Here is a 17,760-nt window from a genome sequence, read left to right on the forward strand (position 1 = left end):
CCGCCGGGGGGCGCGTCCCGGTCGTCGCGGGCGCCGGCTACGGCACCGCGCTCGCGGTCCGCTACGCCCGCCTCGCCGAGCGCGCCGGTGCCGACGGGCTGCTCGCGATGCCGCCGTACCTGGTGCGCGCCGCGCAGGAGGGACTGCTGCGGCACTACCGGCAACTGGCCGCGGCAACCTCCCTGCCGGTCATCGTCTACCAGCGCGACAACGCCGTCTTCACCCCCGGGAGCGTCGTCGAACTGGCCCGCACGGAAGGGATCGTCGGCTTCAAGGACGGCCTCGGCGACCTCGGCCTGATGCAGCGGACCGTCAGCGCCGTACGTGCCGAGGGCCCCGCCGACTTCCTGTACTTCAACGGGCTGCCGACCGCCGAACTGACCCAGCCCGCCTACGGCGGCATCGGCATCACCCTCTACTCGTCCGCGGCGTTCTGTTTCGTGCCCGAGATCGCCCTCGCCTGCCACACCGCCTTCCGCACCGGCGACACGGCCACCGCGCACCGCCTGATCGACGGCTTCTACCGGCCGTTCGTCGAACTGCGCGACCGGGGCAGCGGCTACGCCGTCTCCCTCGTCAAGGCCGGCGTACGCCTGCGCGGACTGGACGTGGGGGAGGTCCGGCCGCCGCTGCACGAACCGGCCGGGGATCATGTCAAGCAGCTCGCCCGGCTGATCGAGCGGGGACACGCACTGCTGGAGGAGAGCCAGTGAAGACGTCGGCGTTCGTCTACCCCTGGGACGTCAACGGGGACCCGGAGGCACCCGCGCGGATCGCCGCGCTCGGCACGGCGCAGGTGACGCTCGCCTCCGCCTACCACTCCACCCGCGCGCTGACCCCGCGCCACCCGCGCCACCGCGTCGTCACCGCGGAGCACGCGGCCGTGCTGTACCCGCCCGGCGACCACTGGTCCGGCCGCACCCCGCGCCCGTACCCGGCCGGCGACTGGGCGCCCGGGGACGCCTTCGGCGAGGCCGCCGCCGCGCTCACGGACGCGGGCCTGGAGGTGCACACCTGGGTGGTGCTCGCGCACAACTCCCGCCTGGGCGCGGAGCATCCGGACACGTCGGTGGTCAACGCCTACGGCGACCGCTACCCCTGGGCGCCGTGCATCGCCCAGCCCGCCACCCGCGCGTACCTGACCGGCCTCGCCGCCGAGGCGGCGGTACGCCCCGGAGCGCGCGGCACCGAGCTGGAGTCCCTCGGCTGGTACGGGCTGGCCCATCTGCACGCCCACGACAAGACCGCCGGGGTCGGCCTCGGGGACGCCGGGCAGTACCTGATGTCCCTGTGCTTCTGCCCGTCCTGCCGCGAGGGCTACGGCGCCCGAGGGCTGGACGCCGACGAACTCGCCGCCGCCGTACGCGCCGCGCTGGAACCGGTGTGGCGGGGGGCGCCCTCCGACGGGGGCTGGGCGGGAGTCGAGAAGCTCCTCGGCGAGACACCGGCGAACGCCACGCGCGCGTGGCGCGACGCGACGGCCCGCACGCTCCAGGAGGCCGCGGTCACCGCCGTACGGCAGGCGGCTCCCGAGGACTTCCAGGTCCTCCTGCACGCGGACCCGGTCTCCTACCACTGCGGTGCCAACGCCGGCGTCGACCCGGCCCACATCCTCTCCGTCGCCGACGGAGCGGTCGTGCCCTGCACGGGAGGCGCCGGCCTGCTGGCCCCGTTCGCGGGGGAGGCCCGCGCGGACACCGTCCTCGCCGCCAACTTCACCGTGGTCTCCGGCATGGGCGGCAGCCCCGGCACCCTCGCGGCGGACGCCGCCGAGGCCCGCCGCCTGGGCGCGACGGAGCTGCGCCTGTACCACGCCGGGCTGGCGTCGGACGGGGACCTGGAGGCGGTGCGGTCGGCACTGGCCGGGCTCTGAGCCGCCGGGGCGTGGGGCTGGGGTACGACTTCGGCCGGTGCCGGCGTGGGGTGGGCCGGGGGTGTTCGCGCAGCCTGGCGTTGCGGTCCCCCACCACGCGGGCCGCCGTCCATCAGGACCTAGCCAGGGGACGCCCCGCTTAAGCGGGGTGGGGAATGGCTTCTCTCACTGCTCTGACCTGGGCTTTCTGTACGGATCTGCGCTGTTGTCAGTGGGGACCGCTAGGTTGTCTGCACTGGCTGTGACCGTGTGATTACGACAGGGGTGGTCCGGGATGATGCGTGCCTACAAGTTCCTTCTCCGGCCCACGGTGCGCCAGGAGCAGGCGCTTGCCGAGATGCTGCGGGACCACTGCTCGCTGTACAACGGCGCGCTCCAAGAACGCCGCGACGCCTACCGGCACACCTCGAAGACCACCGTCAGGTACGGCGACCAGTCCGCGCAGCTGAAGGAGATCCGGGCGTTCGATCCCGAGCGGCAGGGCCGCTGGTCATTCTCCTCCCAGCAGGCCACGCTGCGCCGTCTGGACAGGGCGTTCACCGCGTTCTTCCGCCGGGTGAAGGCCGGTCTCGCGCCGGGATACCCCAGGTTCAAGGGCACCGGCCACTTCGACACGGTGACCTTCCCGAAGGACGGGGACGGCTGCCGCTGGGACTCCACTCCCCACGACCGGCAGACCCGGGTACGGCTGCAGGGCGTCGGGCACGTCCGCGTGCACCGGCACCGGCCCGTGCGCGGCCGAGTCAAGACGATCAGCGTGAAGCGGGAGGGCCGCCGCTGGTACGTCGTCCTCGCCTGCGACGACGTGCCCGCCGAGCCGCTGCCCGCGACGGGAAGCACCGTGGGCATCGACATGGGCGTGACGCACTTCCTCACCACGTCCGACGGTGAGCACATGGAGAACCCGCGCTTCCTGGAGACGATGGCAAAGGAGCTGGCCACCGCCCAGCAGCACCTTTCGACATTCCCCCGCCGCACCCGGCGCCGCACGAAGAAGCACCGGGCCGCCGCCCGGAAGGTCGCCACGATCCACGCGAAGATCCGCAGGCAGCGGCTCGACCACCACCACAAGCGGGCGAACGAACTGATCCGCGATCACGACGTGATCGCCCACGAGAACCTGAACACCGCCGGGATGACCAAAAGACCGGCAGCCAAGCCCGACCCCGAGCGGCCCGGCGGCTTTCTGACGAACGGAGCCGCCGCGAAGGCCGGACTCAACCGCAGCATCCTGAATGCGGGTTGGGGGATGTTCCTGGGAATCCTGGCGCAGAAGGCTGAGAGTGCCGCTCGCCGCGTGATCCCAGTGGACGCCCACAACACCTCCCGCACCTGCCCCGACTGCGGGCACGTCGCGAAGGAGAACCGTCTCACCCAAGCCGACTTCAAGTGCACCGCGTGCGGCTTCACCGCCAACGCGGACCACGTCGGCGCGCTCAATGTGCTCAGCAGGGCCGGGCTGGTCCTCTGCGACGGTGTTTAGCCACCGACACAGGAAGCTCGCGACTTCAGTCGTGGGTGGAGTCACGTCGTCGTCATGCCTGCTCATCGTGGGTCTGAGGACCCTTCGTGAGGATCGGACAGATGACTTGGAAGCGGGGCGGCCGGGCGATGAGTTCCGCGGCCGGGATCGGTCTGTCTTCCAGGACCACCGTCAAGAGGAGCAGCCCGATGACCGACACCCCCCTCGACCTCGGACCGCAGACGCGGATCGTGGCGCGCCTCGCCGAGGGCGTCACCGACGAACAGCTGGCGGACGGGACGCCCTGTCCGCGGTACGCGGTACGGAACGTGCTGGGCCACCTCCTCGGGCTGGCCGTAGCCTTCCGGGACGCGGGCCGCAAGGACCTGGGCGTCACCACGGACACCGGCCCGGAGGCCGCCGTGCCCGACATCGGGCCCGGCTGGCGCGAGGAACTGCCCAAGGCGCTCGACGAACTCGCCGAGGCCTGGCGGGACCCGGCGGCCTGGACCGGCATGACCCGCGCGGGCGGCGTCGACCTGCCGGGCGCGGTCGCCGGTGCCGTCGTCACCGACGAACTGGTGATCCACGGCTGGGACCTGGCCCGCGCGACCGGTCTGACCTACGCGCCCGACCCCGCCCCGCTGCGGGCGTCGTACGACTTCCTCCTGGCCGCCGCCGCGGACTCCGACGGGGGTGGCGGCATCTTCGGCCCCGTCGTCCCCGTCCCGCCCGGCGCCCCGCTCCTGGACCGGACGATCGGGCTGAGCGGCCGGGACCCGGGCTGGACGCGGCCGGCGTGACGACAGGGCCCACCGAAGACGGGGTCCGCCCGAAGACGGGGCCCGCATGACCACGGGGCCCGCACAAAAGCACGCGCGAGGGCCGGGGAGCGCTTCGTAACCTCCCCGCATGACTCTCACCCTCACCGTCCTCGGCACCGCCTCCCCGCACCCCGGCCCGGACCGCCCCAGCTCCGGGTACCTCCTGCGCGGCGGGGGCGCCGAGGTGTGGGTCGACGCCGGGTTCGGGACGTTCGCCGAGTTGCGGCGGCACACGGACCCGGCGCGCGTCGACGCCATATGGATCTCCCACCTGCACGCCGATCACAGCGCCGATCTGCTCGCCGCCGTGTACGGCCTGGCGTACGGCGGGCTCACCCCGCCCGCGCCGATCCCGGTCCACGCGCCGGCCGACTGCGCGCAGCGGATCGCCGGGTTCCTCGGGCGCCCCGACGCCGGTTTCCTCAGCGGAATCCTGGACTTCCGGCCGCTGTACGACGGGCAGGTCGTCCACTACGGCGGCCTGTCCCTCACCTCCACCGCCGTCGTCCACGACGTGGAGGCCTACGGGCTGCGCGCCGAGTGCGCGGGGCGCGTCCTCGCCTACTCGGGGGACAGCGGACCGTGCCCCGCCCTCACCGGACTCGCCCGCGCCGCCGACCTGTTCCTCTGCGAGGCGGACATCGACGAGCATCGCGAAAGCGAACGGGTCCATCTGACGCCCGAGGACACCGGTGACACCGCCCGGCGGGCGGGCGCGCGCGAACTGCTCGTCACGCACGTCGGCCCCACGCTCACCCCCGAGGCCGCGACCGCCCGGGCCGCCGCCGCCTTCGGCGGACCCACCGCCACCGCACGGGAGGGCAGTACGTACGTCGTGTGAGGCAACAGAAACTTTCTGTGTCAGAAGCATTGACGAAACTCTGGGCCACTCCTACGGTCATCGGCGTCGTACTTCGTACGTCATATATGAGACGCGATACGCGAGATCCGACGCGAAATTCCGAGAGGCGCGCATGACCTCTGTGCCCACGCCGATCCCCTCCCGCACGCAGTACGTGCTGGAGGAGATCAAACGCCGCATACTCACCGGCCGGTTCACACCGGGCCAGGCCCTGGTCGAGACCGACCTCGCCGCACAGTTCGGGGTGTCCAAGACCCCGGTGCGCGAGGCGCTCAAGACCCTGGCCGGCACCGGTCTGGTCGTGATGAGCCAGTACAAGGGCGTCACGGTGCGCATGGTCGACGCGGACATGGCACGCGAGGTCTACGACGTGCGGCTGCTCCTGGAGCCCGAGGCGCTCAGGCGCGCCGTGCGCCGCGGCGCCTCCCTGGACGCCGCACGCGACGCGCTGACCCGGGCCGACCAGGCCGACGACACCGCCGAACGGTCGCTCGCCAACCGCGCGTTCCACCGCGCCCTCTACGTGCCCTGCGGCAACCCGCTGCTCGGCCGGATGCTCGACGAGGTCCGCGACCAGGCCGCCCTCGTCTCGGCCGTCGCCTGGGCCGCCGACCCCTCCTGGGAACGGGAGGCGAGCGAGCACCGCGAGATCCTGCGGCTCGCGCTCGACGGGGACGCGGACGGCGCGGCGCGCGCCCTGCACTCGCACATCGCGTCGTTCGTGCGACGGGCCTTCCCCGAAGTCGAAGAGGACTTCGAGGCGGCCCCGGAAGCCCAGAAAGAGGACGGTCAGGCATGACAACGACGTTCGAGACCCAGCGGGCGGCCCTGGCCGACGTGGTGGCGATCCCGGTGACCCCGTTCGCCGAGGACGGCTCCGTCGACCCAGGCACCTACCGGGCCCTGCTGCGTCGTCTCCTCGACGGTGGCATCACGACCCTCACCCCCAACGGCAACACCGGCGAGTTCTACGCCCTGACCCCCGACGAGCGCCGGCTGGTCACCGAGCTGACCGTCGAGGAGGCCGGCGGCCGCTCGGCGATCCTGGTCGGGGTGGGCCACGACGTGCCCACCGCCGTCGACTCCGCGCGGCACGCCCGTGAACTCGGCGCGCAGATGGTGATGGTGCACCAGCCCGTCCACCCCTACGTCTCCCAGAGCGGCTGGGTCGACTACCACCGCGCGATCGCCGAGGCGGTGCCCGAACTGGGCGTCGTCCCCTACATCCGCAACGCCCAGCTCACCGGCGCCCGGCTCGCCGAACTCGCCGACGCCTGCCCCAACGTGATCGGCGTGAAGTACGCCGTGCCGGACGCGTCGAAGTTCGCCGCCTTCGCCCGGGACGCGGGACTGGAGCGGTTCGTGTGGGTGGCGGGGCTGGCCGAGCCGTACGCCCCCTCCTACTTCTCGGCCGGCGCCACCGGCTTCACCTCGGGCCTGGTCAACGTCGCCCCGTCCGTCTCGCTGAACATGATCGAGGCGCTGCGCTCCGGCGACTACCCGACCGCCATGAAGGTGTGGGAGCAGATCCGCCGCTTCGAGGAACTGCGCGCCGCCAACGGCTCCGCCAACAACGTCACCGTCGTCAAGGAGGCCCTCGCCTCCCTCGGCCTGTGCCGCCGCGAGGTCCGCCCGCCGAGCAGGCCGCTGCCGGAGAGCGAGCGCGCCGAGGTCGCCGCCATCGCCGCGGGGTGGTCGGTATGAGCCCCCGCAAGTCCCCCGAGCAGCTCCGCAGCCACCAGTGGTACGGCACCGACGGCCTGCGTTCCTTCAGCCACCGCGCCCGCACCCGCCAGCTCGGCTACCTCCCCGAGGAGCACCTGGGCAAGCCGGTCATCGCGATCCTGAACACCTGGTCCGACATCAACCCCTGCCACGTCCACCTGCGTGACCGCGCGCAGGCCGTCAAGCGGGGGGTGTGGCAGGCGGGCGGCTTCCCCCTCGAATTCCCGGTCTCCACCCTCAGCGAGACCTTCCAGAAGCCGACCCCCATGCTCTACCGCAACCTCCTCGCCATGGAGACCGAGGAGCTGCTGCGGTCGTACCCGGTCGACGGCGCCGTGCTGATGGGCGGCTGCGACAAGTCCACGCCCGCCCTGCTGATGGGTGCCGCCAGCGCCGACCTGCCCACCGTGTTCGTGCCCGCCGGGCCCATGCTGCCCGGACACTGGCGCAACGAGGTCCTCGGCTCCGGCACCGACATGTGGAAGTACTGGGACGACAAGCGCGCCGGTGTCATCGGCGACTGCGAGATGCAGGAGCTGGAGAGCGGCCTGGCCCGCTCGCCCGGCCACTGCATGACCATGGGCACGGCGTCCACGCTGACCGCCGCCGCCGAGGCCCTCGGCGTCACGGTGCCGGGCGCGTCCAGCATCCCGGCCGTCGACTCCGGGCACGACCGGATGGCCGCCAAGGCGGGGATGACGATCGTCGACCTGGTCCACAAGGACCGGAAGCTGAGCGACGTCCTCACCGCGGACGCCTTCGAGGACGCGGTCACCACCGTCCTCGGACTCGGCGGCTCCACCAACGCCGTCATCCACCTGATCGCCATGGCCGGACGCGCCGGCGTCAAGCTCACCCTCGACGACTTCGACCGCATCGCCCGCACCGTCCCGGTGCTGGCCAACGTGCGGCCCGGCGGCCAGACGTACCTGATGGAGGACTTCCACTTCGCGGGCGGACTGCCCGGGTTCCTCTCCCGGATCCCGGACCTGCTCCACCTGGACCGTCCCACCGTCTGCCACGACACCCTGCGCGAGCAGATAGCCGGCGCACAGGTGCACGATGACGACGTCATCCGGCCCCGCGACAACCCGGTCGCGGAGGAGGGCGGGGTCGCCGTACTGCGCGGCAACCTCTGCCCGGACGGCGCCGTCATCAAGCACATCGCCGCCGAACCGCACCTGCTGAAGCACACCGGTACCGCCGTCGTCTTCGACGACTACAAGCAGATGCAGCGGACCATCAACGACCCGGCGCTGAACATCACCGCCGACAGCGTGCTGGTCCTGCGCAACGCCGGCCCCAAGGGCGGCCCCGGCATGCCCGAGTACGGGATGCTGCCCCTGCCCGACCACCTGCTCAAGCAGGGGGTGCGGGACATGGTGCGGATCTCCGACGCCCGGATGAGCGGGACGAGTTACGGCGCGTGCGTCCTGCACGTCGCCCCCGAGTCGTACGTCGGCGGACCGCTCGCCCTGGTGCGCACCGGGGACTCGATCACCCTCGACGTCGAGAACCGCGTCCTCCGGCTCGATGTCGACGACGAGGAGCTGGAGCGCCGCCGGGAGCGGTGGACGCCGCCGCCCGTGCGCTACGAACGCGGCTACGGCGCGCTCTACAACGAGCAGATCACGCAGGCCGACACCGGCTGCGACTTCGAGTTCCTCGCCCGGCCGGGCACGGTCCAGGACCCGTACGCCGGCTGACCGGCCGTAGGTCCCGGCCCCCGCACACATACGAAGAAAGCGCTTCCCCCGCACACGCACCACACAGCAAGACGTACCGAGAAACGGAGAACAGTCATGGCCCATGCCGCAGCCGTGGCGAAACCGCCCAGGCCACCCCGGCGGCGCCGTGCCTCCGCCACGCCCCGCAGGCTCCCTTACCTGCTGATCGGGCCGGCCGCCCTGCTCATGCTGGGTTTCATCGCCTACCCGGTCATCAGCGTCTTCTACTACAGCCTGCAGAACTACAACCCCACCAAGCCCTGGCGCAACGGTTACGCGGGCTTCGACAACTTCACCCGCATCTTCACCGAGGACCCGCTGTTCTGGGACACCCTCGTCTTCAGCGCCAAGTGGGTCTTCGTCGAGGTCGGACTGCAGCTGCTGTTCGGCCTGGCCCTCGCCCTCATCGTCAACCAGACCTTCGTCGGCCGCGCCCTGGGCCGCGCCATGGTCTTCTCGCCGTGGGCCGTCTCCGGCGTGCTGACCTCCGCGATCTGGGTGCTGCTCTACAACTCCCAGACCGGCATCACCCGTTACCTCGCGGACATGGGCATCGGCGACTACGGCGTCAGCTGGCTGTCGGACACCTCCACCGTCTTCCCGGCGGTGGTCGTCGCCGACCTGTGGCGCGGTGTCCCCTTCTTCGCGATCCTCATCCTCGCCGACCTCCAGTCCGTCTCGAAGGACCTCTACGAGGCCGCCGAGGTCGACGGTGCCAGCCGCATCAAGCAGTTCTGGCACATCACGCTGCCGCACCTGAAGGACGCCATCATCCTGTCCACGCTGCTGCGCGCGGTGTGGGAGTTCAACAACGTCGACCTGCTCTACACGCTGACCGGCGGCGGACCCGCGGGCGAGACCACGACACTGCCGCTGTACATCGCCAACACCTCGGTGGACGCCCACGACTTCGGCTACGCGTCGGCCCTGACCACGGTCGCGTTCCTCATCCTGCTCTTCTGCTCGATGGTCTACCTGCGGCTGAGCAAGTTCGGAGGCGAGAAGTGATCACCAAAGAGGCCCCCCTGGCCGCCCCCGCCCCCGCGCGCGCCACCCCCGAGCCGCCCCGGCCGAACAAGAAGCGCCGGGCCTGGGACGAGGCACCCCGCTGGCAGATCTACCTGCCGCTGGGCATCTACCTCGTCTTCACCCTCATCCCCTTCTACTGGATCCTGCTGTTCGCGCTCCGCCCGGCCGGCTCCACCTCGCTGTTCCCCTGGCCGATGACGACCGTCCACTTCGAGAAGGTCTGGACGGACCGCAGCTTCGGCACCTTCTTCTACAACAGCGTGCTGGTCGGCGTCGCCACCCTGATCATGACGACCCTGGTCGCCCTGGCCGGCGGCTACGCCCTCGCCCGGTTCGACTTCAAGATCAAGCGGGCCTTCATGCTGGCCCTGCTCTGCTCCCAGTTCGTGCCCGGCGCGCTGCTGCTGGTCCCGCTGTTCGAGATCTTCGCCGAACTGCAGATGATCAACTCCCTCGGCAGCGTCATCATCGCCGAGACGGTCTTCCAGCTGCCGTTGTCGATCATCCTGATCAGCAACTTCATCAAGAACGTGCCGTACTCCCTGGAGGAGGCCGCCTGGGTCGACGGCTGCAACCGGTTCAAGGCCTTCCGGGTGGTCGTCCTGCCGCTGCTGCGGCCCGGTCTGATCGCCGTCGGCTCCTTCGCCTTCGTCCACTCCTGGAACCACTTCCTGTTCGCCCTGATGTTCCTCAACAACCAGGAGAAGCAGACCATCCCGGTCGGCCTCAACACCCTGATGAGCGCGGACAGCGTCGACCTCGGCGCGCTCGCCGCGGGCGGCATCATCGCGGCCGTCCCCGTCGTGATCGTCTTCGCCTTCATCCAGAAGTGGCTGATCACCGGGTTCAGCGCGGGGGCGGTGAAGGGATGACCCCACCTCGGACCGCGCCCGGCACCCCGCTGCCCGTCGTCCTCGCCGGCGCCCGCGGCCACGGCCGCTGGCACGTGGCGAACATCCGCCGCCTCGAAGCGGAGGGCATCGTACGGCTCGCCGGCATCTGCGAACTCACCCCGCTCACCGAGGAGGAGTCCGGCGGTGAGCTCCCCGAGCAGTCACCCGACTTCGGCGCGCTGCTGGACTCCACCGGCGCCCGGATCGCGGTGATCTGCACCCCGATCCCGACCCACACCGACCTCGCCCTCGCGGCGGCCGGGCGGGGCGTGCACATCCTGCTGGAGAAGCCGCCGGCGCCGTCGTACGCCGAGTACCGGCGGATGGCCGACGGGGTCGCCGCGGCCCGGGTCGCCTGCCAGATCGGCTTCCAGTCGCTGGGCTCGCACGCCGTGCCCGCGATCCGCGAACTGGTCGCCGAGGGCGCCGTCGGCCGGGTGACGGGGATCGGCGGAGCCGGTGCCTGGGTGCGGCCCGAGGAGTACTTCCGACGGGCGCCCTGGGCGGGCCGGCGCCGGCTGAACGGCGTCGACGTCGTCGACGGCGCGCTCACCAACCCGCTCGCCCACGCCGTCGCCACCGCCCTCGCGCTCGCCGACAGCACCCGCGCCGAGGACGTCGCCGGCATCGAGACCGAGCTGCTGCGCGCCAACGACATCGAGTCCGACGACACCTCCTGCGTACGCGTCACCACCGCACGGGGCGGCTCGGTCACCGTCGCCGCGACCCTGTGCGCCGAGCGGGCCGACGAGCCGTACGTCCTGGTGCACGGCACCAGCGGCCGGATCACCTTCTGGTACAAGCAGGACCGCGTCCTGCTCCAGCGCGCCGGCCACGGCCCGCAGGAGATGCGGTTCGACCGCACCGACCTGCTGGAGAACCTCGTCGCCCACCTCACCGACGGCACCCCCCTGCTGGTCACCCCGGACCGGACGGGCGCCTTCATGCAGGTCGTCGAGGCGATCCGCAAGGCCCCCGACCCGGCTCCGCTGCCCGACGGAGCCTGGCACCGCGTCCCCGGCGAGAACCGCCGGGTCGTGCCCGGCATCGACGGTCTCGTCGCGGCCGCCGCCGACACCCTGTCCCTCTACTCCGAACTGGGCGCCCCCTGGGCCCCGCCCGCCCACCACCTGCCGAAAGAGGTGAGCACCCGATGACCGGCAACGACTCCGTGGTGCTGCGCGTCGCGGGCCGGCCCGTGGGCCGGTACGTCACCCGGCCCGAACTGCCGGCCCGGCTCTCCCCGCGGCCGTACCTGCACCCCGTCACCACCCTGGCCGGCACGGCGGTCACCGAGCTGAGCCCCGCCGACCACGCACACCACCTCGGCGTCGGTGTCGCCGTTCCCGACGTCGAGGGGTTCAACTTCTGGGGCGGACGCACCTACGTCCGTGACCGGGGGCCGACCGAGCTGGACAACCACGGCTCCCAGCGGCACACCGCCTACCAGCTGCGCGACCCCGACGGGTTCGTCGAGGAGCTGCGCTGGATGGCCGCGCCGGGCGAGCTGCTGCGCGAGCGCCGCACGGTCGCCGCCACCGAACTCACCGGCACCGCCTGGGCGCTGGACTTCACCTTCTCCCTCACCAACGTCACGAGCGCGCCGCTCTCCATCGGCAGCCCCGCCACCAACGGCCGCCCCGGAGCCGCGTACGGCGGCTTCTTCTGGCGGGCCCGCAAGGAGGAGACGGCACCGGACGTCCTCACCGACCGCACCGAGGGCGAGAGCGAGGCGCACGGCCGGCCGGCCGACTGGATCGCGCTCGCCGGATCCACCTGGACGCTCGTCTTCGCGGGGGCCACCGAAGAGACCCGGCAGGACCCCTGGTTCGTCCGCACCGCCGAATACCCGGGCGTCGGCTCCTCCCTCGCCCACACCGACCGGCTGCCCTTGCCGCCCGGCGAGACCGTGGTCCGCCGGATCGTCACCGTCGTCGCCGACGGCCGGCTCGACCGGAGCGCCGCCGCCGCCCTGGTCCGCAAGGCGGTGAGCCCGTGACCGCCGAACGGACCGACACCACCTACCGCAACCCGGTCCTGAACGCCGACTGGTCCGACCCGGACGTGATCCGTGTCGGCGACGACTTCTACCTGACCGCCTCCAGCTTCGGCCGCGCCCCCGGACTGCCCCTGCTGCACTCCCGCGACCTGGTCAACTGGACCCTCGTCGGCCACGCCCTCGAACGCCTGGAACCCGAGTCCGAGTTCACGACACCCCGGCACGACTGCGGGGTCTGGGCCCCGTCCCTGCGCCACCACGACGACCGGTTCTGGATCTTCTGGGGCGACCCCGACCAGGGCATCTTCCAGGTCAACGCCCCCGGGATCCGCGGCCCCTGGACCCGGCCGCTGCTGGTGAAGGCCGGCAAGGGCCTGATCGACCCGTGCCCCCTGTGGGACGACGAGACCGGCGAGGCCTACCTCGTGCACGCCTGGGCCAAGTCCCGCTCCGGCGTCAAGAACCGCCTCACCGGCCACCGGATGCACCCCCACGGCACCGAACTCCTCGACGAGGGCGAGGTGATCGTCGACGCCGACCGCATCCCCGGCTGGTTCACCCTGGAAGGGCCCAAGCTCTACCGGCACGACGGCTGGTTCTGGATCCTCGCCCCCGCCGGGGGAGTGGAGACCGGCTGGCAGGGCGCCTTCCGCTCCCGCGAGTTCTTCGGCCCGTACGAGGAGAAGGTCGTCCTCGAACAGAAGGACACCGACGTCAACGGCCCCCACCAGGGCGGCTGGGTGCGCACCCCGTCCGGCGAGGACTGGTTCCTGCACTTCCAGCAGCGCGGCCCGTACGGCCGTGTCGTGCACCTCCAGCCGATGAGCTGGGGGGCGGAAGGCTGGCCGGTGCTCGGGGACGACGGCGCCCCCGTCGCCGAACACCGCCGCCCGGACCTGCCGCCGCAGCCCCCCGCCGCGCCGGCCACCGACGACGACTTCCCCGGCGGACGGTTCGGCCGCCAGTGGACGTGGACCGCCAACCCGAAGGAGGGCTGGGCCACCCAGCACTCCGCCGACGGGCTCCGACTGACCTGCGTCCGCTCCGCCGCCGCGCACGACCTGCGCAGACTGCCCCACGTCCTGACCCAGCGGCTGCCCGGCACCCCGTGCGCCGTCGAGGTGGAACTGCGGCTCGACAGCGAGGAACCCGGGGCACGCGCCGGGCTCACGGTCCTCGGCGACGCCTACCGCTGGATCGGGCTCCAGCGCGGCGCGGACGGCACGGTGCACCTGGTGCACCGGTTCGCCGAGACGGTCGCCGACGAGGAACGCGACGCCGACCACCCGAGACCCGCTCCCGGCGGCCGGGCCCTGCTGCGCGTCGACATCGGCGCCGGGGCGCGCTGCCGCTTCTCCTACGACACCGGGGACGGCTTCCGCCCCTCCGGCCAGGTCTTCGCCGCCACCCCCTGGCGCTGGGTCGGTGCCCTGCTCGGCCTGGTCGCCGTGGCGCCCACCGGCCAGGGACACGCCGGTACCGCCACGTTCACGCGGTTCCGGATCAGCACCCCGGCGTACGGCTGAACACCGCCGTACGTCCCGACCGACCCCCCACAACTTCACAGTCCGTTGGATCCAGAAGAAGAGAGCCGACCAATGAAGATCAGCATTCTCAGAAACAGCGCAGGCAGGCGCCGGACCTCCACCGCCGTCGCCCTGGGGGCCGTGCTCGCCCTGACCGCCACCGCCTGCGGCGACGACGGCAGCGGCGGCGGGGACGGGGCCGAGGGCAGCGGCAAGGGCAAGATCGTCTTCTGGGACAACAACGGCGGTGTCCGCACCGAGATCTGGAAGGAGGTCATCGCCGACTTCGAGAAGGCGAACCCGGACATCGACGTCCAGTACGTCGGTATCGCCTCCACGGAGTACCAGTCCAAGGTCGACACCGCCATCCAGGGCGGCGGCCTGCCGGACGTCGGCGGCATCAGCGCCTCGATGCTCGCGGGCTTCGCCGCCCAGGGCGCGCTCGACACGCTGGACTTCCGGCTGGCCAAGTCGCCGCTGAACGGCAAGCTCAACAAGGACATGATCGAGTCGCTGCGCGCCGCCGGCGGCGGGGACGACAAGCTGTACTCGATCCCGACCTCGGCGAACAACGGCGTGCTGTACTACCGCACCGACCTGTTCGAGAAGGCGGGCCTGGAGGAGCCGACCACCTGGGACCGGTTCTACGAGGCCGCCGAGAAGCTGACGAACAAGGGCAAGAACGAGTTCGGCTACACCATCCGCGGCGGTGCCGGCTCCATAGCCCAGGCCCTGGACGCGATGTACGGGCAGTCCGGCATCACCTCGTTCTGGGACTCCTCCGGCAAGAAGACCACGGTCAACGACCCGAAGAACGTCGAGGCCCTGGAGAAGTACGCGGCCCTGTTCAAGAAGGTCACCCCCGCGGCCGACCTGAACAACGACTTCACCAAGATGGTCGCGCAGTGGGACTCCGGCACGATCGGCATGCTGAACCACAACCTCGGTTCGTACCAGGACCACGTCAAGGCGCTCACCACCGAGAAGTTCCGGGGCATCCCGCAGCCGACCGGGCCCGGCGGCAAGCGGGTCCAGGTCTCCAACCCGGTCGACGGCGTCGGCATGTTCAAGAGCTCCAAGAACAAGGAGGCCGCCTGGAAGTTCATCGAGTTCGCCACGTCGGCGCAGTCGAGCTCGAAGTTCAACGAGTCGGCCGGCCAGGTGCCCGCGCACATGGACGCCGCGAAGGACGAGTGGATCAACAAGGCGGAGCCCACGAAGCTGGCGGCCACCGCGTTGAGCGACGGTTCCACCACGATCGTCCAGCTGCCGTACTACCTGCCGGACTGGAACACGATCTCCAAGGCCGACAACGAGCCGAACTTCCAGAAGGTGCTTCTGGGGGACATGAGCGCGAAGGAATTCCTGGACACCATGGCCGAGCAGCTGAACGAGGCCCAGGCCGAGTGGCAGGAGCAGATGGGCTGATCGGTGGTTCCACCGGGGGCGGCCCGTTCCGTACGCGGCCGCGGGCCGTCCCCGGCTTGTCGCCCCCGCGTGGCGGAGCCGCACGTCGAAACAGCCCCGCGCCCCCGGAGGGGCGCTCCACCGTCCCCTGTTGAAAGGCACAGCCCGTGTCAGTCAGCCGTAGACAGGTCACTTCCGCTGCCGTCGCCTCCCTTCCCCTGGCGTTCGCCGCGACCGGTACCGCTCATGCCGGCGGACGCCGCCACCGCACCCTCCACATCGCCGGTGATTCCACCGCCGCCCAGAAATACGCCGACGCCGCGCCCGAGACCGGGTGGGGAATGGCGTTGCCGTTCCTGCTGCACCGGCATCTCACCGTCGCCAATCACGCCGTGAACGGGCGGAGTTCCAAGAGCTTCGTCGACGAGGGGCGGCTCGAGGCGATCCTCTCCTCGATCCGGCCCGGTGACCTCCTCCTCGTCCAGTTCGCGCACAACGACGAGAAGTCCGCCGATCCCACCCGCTACACCGAGCCCTGGTCGACGTACCAGGAGTACCTGCGGATGTACGTCCAGGGGGCGCGGGCCCGTGGGGCGCGGCCCGTGCTGGCCACCGCCGTGGAGCGGCGGCGGTTCGACGCGGAGGGGCGTGCCGTGCCGAGCCACGGGGAGTACCCGGAGGCGATGCGGGCGCTGGCCGCCGAGGAACGGGTCGCGCTGCTCGACGTCCAGGCCCTGTCGCTGGCGCTGTGGCAGGAGCTCGGCGCCGAGGAGACCAAGAAGTACTTCAACTGGACGGCGACCGAGCAGGACAACACGCACTTCAATCCGCCGGGCGCGATCGCCGTGGCGCGACTGGTCGCCCGGGAGCTGCTGCGCACCCGGGTGCTCGCGCCGCGCGACGTGCGGAGGCCGGACGCGGAGATCCCGGAGTCGTGGATCACCTGGCCGGAGGCCGCCGCGTAACACCCCCTGGACCACGAAGAAGGAGAGCCGCACCATGAGCACATCGAGATGGCATGGGCATGCCACGGTGAGAGCCGCGTCGCTGGCCGGCTGCACCGCCCTCGTGCTGGGCCTGACCGGCACCGGCGCCCAGGCCCACTCCCCGTCGCACCACCACCGTGACGCCGCCCGGCAGACGCTGGGCGCGGGCGACGGCTGGGCCTCCTACGGCACCGGCACCACCGGAGGCGCCGACGCCGACCGCGAGCACGTCCACACCGTGCGTACCTGGGCCGAGTTCAAGGCGGCCCTGGCGGACGGCGGAGACGCCCCGAAGATCATCAAGGTGAAGGGGACCATCGACGCGGTCTCCGAGGGCTGCGAGGCGTTCGCCGCGCCCGGCTACGACTTCGACGCCTACCTGGAGGCGTACGCACCGGAGACCTGGGGCCTGGAGCAGGACCTGAGCGCCGAGCCGGACGACAGCCAGGAGGGCCTGCGCAGGGCCTCCGCCACCGCCCAGGACACGGCCATCAAGGCGACCGTCCCCTCCAACACCACGATCATCGGTGTCGGCCGGAACGCCGGCATCAAGGGCGCCAGCCTGCAGATCAAGGGCGTGGACAACGTCATCGTCCGCAACCTCACCCTCGAGAGCCCGGTCGACTGCTTCCCGCAGTGGGACCCGACCGACGGCGACCGGGGCAACTGGAACTCCGAGTACGACACCGCCGTCGTGTACGGCTCCACCCACGTCTGGCTGGACCACAACACGTTCACCGACGGCGAGCACCCCGACAGCGAGGCCCCGACCCACTTCGGCATGCTGTACCAGCAGCACGACGGCGAGCTGGACATCGTCCGGGGCGCCAACTACGTCACCGCCTCCTGGAACGTCTTCACCGAGCACGACAAGACGATCCTCATCGGCAACAGCGACAGCGAGTCCACCGCCGTCGGCGACCGGGGCAAGCTGAAAACGACCTTCCACCACAACCTGTTCTCCGGCCTGGTCGAGCGCGCGCCGCGCGTCCGCTTCGGACAGGTCGACGTGTACAACAACCACTTCGTGGCGGAGGACGGCTACTCCTACAGCTTCGGCGTCGGCAAGGAGTCCCAGCTCGTCGCCGAGCACAACGCCTTCACCCTGGCGAAGGGCATCAGCCCGGCGAAGATCCTCAAGAAGTGGAGCGAGGCACCGCTCACCGCCGCCCACAACGTGGTCAACGGCGAGCGCACGGACCTGATCGCCGTGCACAACGCGGAGATCCCGGCCGAGACCCTCCAGTCCGGCGCGGGCTGGACGCCCACCCTGCGCACCGCCGTCCACCCGGCCCGGGTCGTGCCGTTCCTGGTCAAGCACGGCGCGGGCGCCGGCCGCGTCCGCTGACCCTCCCCGACGGCCGGCCGGGGCGGTCCGCCCCCACCGCGGACCGCCCCGGCCCGTCCGACGTCCCCAAGGAGCACCCGCATGCCCACGCCCCTGCAC

At 71.5% G+C, this 17,760-nt stretch carries 16 protein-coding genes; all 16 read left to right on the forward strand.

The window, feature by feature from the left end:
* On the forward strand, nucleotides 1–713 hold a 713-nt coding region (locus B7767_RS19565; RefSeq protein ID WP_107486194.1), incomplete at its 5' end, for a 5-dehydro-4-deoxyglucarate dehydratase.
* Entirely contained in the window at nucleotides 710–1,873 is a 1,164-nt protein-coding gene (locus B7767_RS19570) for a hypothetical protein (protein ID WP_085573315.1), read from the forward strand. The genes B7767_RS19565 and B7767_RS19570, both read left to right, overlap by 4 nt.
* A 274-nt stretch (nucleotides 1,874–2,147) precedes the next feature.
* Nucleotides 2,148–3,356 (forward strand): RNA-guided endonuclease TnpB family protein, encoded by a 1,209-nt coding sequence (locus B7767_RS19575; RefSeq protein ID WP_085573316.1) that lies wholly within the window; start codon nucleotides 2,148–2,150, stop codon nucleotides 3,354–3,356.
* Nucleotides 3,357–3,544: 188 nt separating this feature from the next.
* Nucleotides 3,545–4,138 carry a TIGR03086 family metal-binding protein gene (locus tag B7767_RS19580; protein ID WP_085573317.1) on the forward strand — a complete coding sequence of 198 codons (594 nt, stop codon included), beginning with the start codon at nucleotides 3,545–3,547 and terminating at the stop codon, nucleotides 4,136–4,138.
* Nucleotides 4,139–4,247: 109 nt separating this feature from the next.
* On the forward strand, nucleotides 4,248–5,000 hold the full coding sequence (locus tag B7767_RS19585) for an MBL fold metallo-hydrolase (RefSeq protein WP_085573318.1): 753 nt from the start codon (nucleotides 4,248–4,250) through the stop codon (nucleotides 4,998–5,000).
* 133 nt (nucleotides 5,001–5,133) lie between these two features.
* Entirely contained in the window at nucleotides 5,134–5,820 is a 687-nt protein-coding gene (locus B7767_RS19590) for a GntR family transcriptional regulator (RefSeq protein WP_085573319.1), read from the forward strand.
* Entirely contained in the window at nucleotides 5,817–6,725 is a 909-nt protein-coding gene (locus B7767_RS19595; RefSeq protein WP_085573320.1) for a dihydrodipicolinate synthase family protein, read from the forward strand. The genes B7767_RS19590 and B7767_RS19595 overlap by 4 nt, the downstream gene beginning before the upstream one ends.
* Nucleotides 6,722–8,452 carry an L-arabinonate dehydratase gene (gene araD / locus B7767_RS19600; RefSeq protein WP_085573321.1) on the forward strand — a complete coding sequence of 577 codons (1,731 nt, stop codon included), beginning with the start codon at nucleotides 6,722–6,724 and terminating at the stop codon, nucleotides 8,450–8,452. Before B7767_RS19595 ends, araD begins: the two co-directional genes overlap by 4 nt.
* 96 nt (nucleotides 8,453–8,548) lie before the next feature.
* Nucleotides 8,549–9,481, forward strand: coding sequence for a carbohydrate ABC transporter permease (locus B7767_RS19605; RefSeq protein ID WP_085573322.1), 933 nt, complete (start codon nucleotides 8,549–8,551; stop codon nucleotides 9,479–9,481).
* Entirely contained in the window at nucleotides 9,478–10,374 is an 897-nt protein-coding gene (locus B7767_RS19610; RefSeq protein ID WP_085573323.1) for a carbohydrate ABC transporter permease, read from the forward strand. Before B7767_RS19605 ends, B7767_RS19610 begins: the two co-directional genes overlap by 4 nt.
* Nucleotides 10,371–11,552, forward strand: coding sequence for a Gfo/Idh/MocA family protein (locus tag B7767_RS19615; RefSeq protein ID WP_085573324.1), 1,182 nt, complete (start codon nucleotides 10,371–10,373; stop codon nucleotides 11,550–11,552). Before B7767_RS19610 ends, B7767_RS19615 begins: the two co-directional genes overlap by 4 nt.
* A complete protein-coding gene (locus tag B7767_RS19620) occupies nucleotides 11,549–12,394 on the forward strand; it encodes a PmoA family protein (protein WP_085573325.1) in 846 nt (281 codons plus the stop codon). Before B7767_RS19615 ends, B7767_RS19620 begins: the two co-directional genes overlap by 4 nt.
* Nucleotides 12,391–13,920 carry a glycoside hydrolase 43 family protein gene (locus tag B7767_RS19625; protein ID WP_085573326.1) on the forward strand — a complete coding sequence of 510 codons (1,530 nt, stop codon included), beginning with the start codon at nucleotides 12,391–12,393 and terminating at the stop codon, nucleotides 13,918–13,920. Before B7767_RS19620 ends, B7767_RS19625 begins: the two co-directional genes overlap by 4 nt.
* A gap of 72 nt (nucleotides 13,921–13,992) precedes the next feature.
* Entirely contained in the window at nucleotides 13,993–15,348 is a 1,356-nt protein-coding gene (locus tag B7767_RS19630) for a sugar ABC transporter substrate-binding protein (RefSeq protein ID WP_085573327.1), read from the forward strand.
* A gap of 146 nt (nucleotides 15,349–15,494) precedes the next feature.
* The gene (locus B7767_RS19635) at nucleotides 15,495–16,292 is read left to right on the forward strand and encodes a rhamnogalacturonan acetylesterase (RefSeq protein WP_085573328.1); all 798 of its coding nucleotides are present in this window, start codon (nucleotides 15,495–15,497) and stop codon (nucleotides 16,290–16,292) included.
* 34 nt (nucleotides 16,293–16,326) lie between these two features.
* Nucleotides 16,327–17,661 (forward strand): polysaccharide lyase family 1 protein, encoded by a 1,335-nt coding sequence (locus B7767_RS19640; RefSeq protein ID WP_085573329.1) that lies wholly within the window; start codon nucleotides 16,327–16,329, stop codon nucleotides 17,659–17,661.
* Nucleotides 17,662–17,760: the final 99 nt, after the last annotated feature.

The organism is Streptomyces sp. 13-12-16, from assembly GCF_002114215.1.
Taxonomy (GTDB): domain Bacteria; phylum Actinomycetota; class Actinomycetes; order Streptomycetales; family Streptomycetaceae; genus Streptomyces.

Excerpts from the sequence above, each read along its gene's own strand:
- B7767_RS19590 (WP_085573319.1), top strand. The coding sequence starts at position 5,134 with ATGACCTCTGTGCCCACGCCGATCCCCTCCCGCACGCAGTACGTGCTG.
- B7767_RS19620 (WP_085573325.1), top strand. The coding sequence starts at position 11,549 with ATGACCGGCAACGACTCCGTGGTGCTGCGCGTCGCGGGCCGGCCCGTG.
- B7767_RS19595 (WP_085573320.1), top strand. The coding sequence starts at position 5,817 with ATGACAACGACGTTCGAGACCCAGCGGGCGGCCCTGGCCGACGTGGTG.
- B7767_RS19615 (WP_085573324.1), top strand. The coding sequence starts at position 10,371 with ATGACCCCACCTCGGACCGCGCCCGGCACCCCGCTGCCCGTCGTCCTC.
- B7767_RS19585 (WP_085573318.1), top strand. The coding sequence starts at position 4,248 with ATGACTCTCACCCTCACCGTCCTCGGCACCGCCTCCCCGCACCCCGGC.
- B7767_RS19575 (WP_085573316.1), top strand. The coding sequence starts at position 2,148 with ATGATGCGTGCCTACAAGTTCCTTCTCCGGCCCACGGTGCGCCAGGAG.
- B7767_RS19640 (WP_085573329.1), top strand. The coding sequence starts at position 16,327 with ATGAGCACATCGAGATGGCATGGGCATGCCACGGTGAGAGCCGCGTCG.
- araD (WP_085573321.1), top strand. The coding sequence starts at position 6,722 with ATGAGCCCCCGCAAGTCCCCCGAGCAGCTCCGCAGCCACCAGTGGTAC.
- B7767_RS19580 (WP_085573317.1), top strand. The coding sequence starts at position 3,545 with ATGACCGACACCCCCCTCGACCTCGGACCGCAGACGCGGATCGTGGCG.
- B7767_RS19630 (WP_085573327.1), top strand. The coding sequence starts at position 13,993 with ATGAAGATCAGCATTCTCAGAAACAGCGCAGGCAGGCGCCGGACCTCC.
- B7767_RS19605 (WP_085573322.1), top strand. The coding sequence starts at position 8,549 with ATGGCCCATGCCGCAGCCGTGGCGAAACCGCCCAGGCCACCCCGGCGG.